Genomic DNA, 2,230 nt, shown 5'->3' on the forward strand with positions numbered 1-2,230 from the left:
GGTGCGGCCGCCGGCGCGCCCTCTTGCAGAAAGGTGATGATCTGGCGCTGCATCAGCAGATCGACATAGCGGCGCAGCGGCGAAGTGACTTGCGTATAACCGGCAAGGCCGAGATCGCGATGCGGCGCGCGCTGCACGCTGAGTTGCGGCCGGGAAAAGCGTTGTTCCGGCTCTGCCCCTATTTCCTCCTCCGGCGCGCTGGCGTTTTCCTGCGTACGATACAAGCACGGCAGCCCATGCTCGTGGCAAAACGCCGCCGCCGCCTGATTTGCGGCAATCATCCATTCTGCGACTGTTTTGCGCGCCGCGCTGTTTTGCGCATACCGCCGCAATTCCACCCGGCCCGAGGCATCGACTCGCACATCAACTTGTTCGCGGTCAAACACGCGCCCACCGGCTGCAATGCGCGCCGCTTCGAACTGCTGCGCGCCGGCAACCCAGGCCGGCAGCGCACGGCTCCAATGGCCCGGGGCGCCGGTCTCCAACCAGGTTTCAACTTCCTCATAATGCGCGTTGTGATCGATGCGGATGGTCTCGCAGGCCGGGCGATCAAAACGAATTTCACCGGCCTCGCGCACAAAATAAAACGATAAAACCTCCCGAGCGGCATGGGCGCTCAGACTCGCTGCCGCGTTGACGGCTTCCGGCAGCATGCTGATCGTGACATGCGGCAAATAGGCTGAAACCGCGACTTGCTCCGCCCAGCGGTCCCACTCGCTGCCCGGCAACACAAAGTTGGTGAGATTTGGCACATGCACGCCAATCTCCTCGCCCGTTTCGGTGCGGCGAAAGCTGAGCGCGTCATCACGATCATCGGTTTCAGGATTATCGACCGTCAAAATATGCCGAGGTGAAGAGGTTGCAGGGGGGGGCGAAGTGACGGTGGGGAGATCAATATTTTCAGCGGCAGCCAGGCGGTCAAGATGCCGGCGCAAGCGCGGTTCCGCAGAAACGAATAAATCCGCGGTGGCGGGAAGTTGCGCCATTTGCCTGAGCCAGCGATAAAGCAACACGCGGATGTCGCGAAAACCGGTGAGGGAATGTAATGTACGCGCTTGCCGCACAAACTGCTGCCGCCAAGCCAGGGGGTAAAGGCTGCGTTGCTCATACGTTGCGTTGGCCAGCCACAGGAGCCGCCGGGCCAGCGGAAGTTGCTGCAATTCCGCCAGGGTCCATTGTTTTTTCAGCGACTCACGAAAGAGATCGAACAGCGCCTGAAAGAGCTTCTGCCGTTGTTCGTCTTTGGTGTTCACCGCTGGTTGCGGCGCCTCAGCCGAAGAAGAGGCGCCGTTTTCCGCACGCACGTCATTACTGGTTTGATCAGCGTTCATAGAAACTCGGAGGTATTTGCCTTGCGACTCAGGTTAGAATTGCCGGGCTTCGCTCACAGGTCAAGCCCGGCCGCCATCATGCTCAATTAAGCCGCAATATACGCAAATCTCCACGCCAATCCAAAAATCAAATGTCACGCTCCGGTTTTGCTGGGCCGGCTCAACAGCCATAAAGCGGATTTGAGATCTTCAATCAATTGAAATGTTCCCGGAAGTTTTTCCACCCGCACCCAATACTGGCGAAATTCACGGCTTTCCACGGTGCGAACCTGCCGCCGGGTAATACGGCTGATGCGATACAAATCACTCATAAAAAGAAACTGAAAGGGTTCCAAACGGCCACGCCAATAACGAAGATCAACGTCAACATGCACACGCTGCCCGTTGTTGAGTTCAAACTGATTCAACATGTCGACCTCCTTTTTTTGGTTGCTGAATGGTGATTATAAAGACACTATTTTTGAACAAATATAGTGTACTTTTATACACTTCACAAGCCAATTTTAAAATTTGTGAACAAAAATTATCCTTTGGGGTTGAGCTGGCCTTTCCTGCATCCTGAGGGGCATCGCGCTGCGGTGATTGTTTCTTCCTGGTCATTTTGAGTGCTCAAGCAGTACCACGCATGGCAGCCATTTGCAGACGAAGTGTTTCACTTTGCAGCAAAATAGAAGTCGACAAAAACAATCCTAAATTTTATCAAGGCAAAATTTTATTTTATATCAATTTATGCTTTTCGTTGTCAGAAAAACAAACAGGATACCATGAGGGTGAGCCATTGTGAGGCCGGATAGGCAAGATGAGGTAGGATCTGAGGTTACTCTACGTGAAATCCAACAACAAAACCGAGGGGTGCATGTAGCAGCACCCCTCGTAAAATAAGCACAACCACCAAGATT

2 protein-coding genes are annotated in these 2,230 nt (G+C 54.3%); both read right to left on the reverse strand.

Annotated features, from left to right (window positions below; all coding sequences use genetic code 11):
* A partial coding sequence (locus FBQ85_29445) for an RNB domain-containing ribonuclease (GenBank protein MDL1879256.1) occupies window positions 1-1,331 on the reverse strand: 1,331 nt, incomplete at its 3' end.
* Between the two features lie 134 nt (window positions 1,332-1,465).
* Entirely contained in the window at window positions 1,466-1,741 is a 276-nt protein-coding gene (locus tag FBQ85_29450) for a hypothetical protein (protein ID MDL1879257.1), read from the reverse strand.
* Between the last annotated feature and the right edge of the window lie 489 nt (window positions 1,742-2,230).

It is taken from the genome of Cytophagia bacterium CHB2, assembly GCA_030263535.1.
In the GTDB taxonomy this organism is placed as follows: domain Bacteria; phylum Zhuqueibacterota; class Zhuqueibacteria; order Zhuqueibacterales; family Zhuqueibacteraceae; genus Coneutiohabitans.

Coding starts and splice junctions, on each gene's coding strand:
- FBQ85_29450 (MDL1879257.1), bottom strand. CDS start 1,741: ATGTTGAATCAGTTTGAACTCAACAACGGGCAGCGTGTGCATGTTGAC.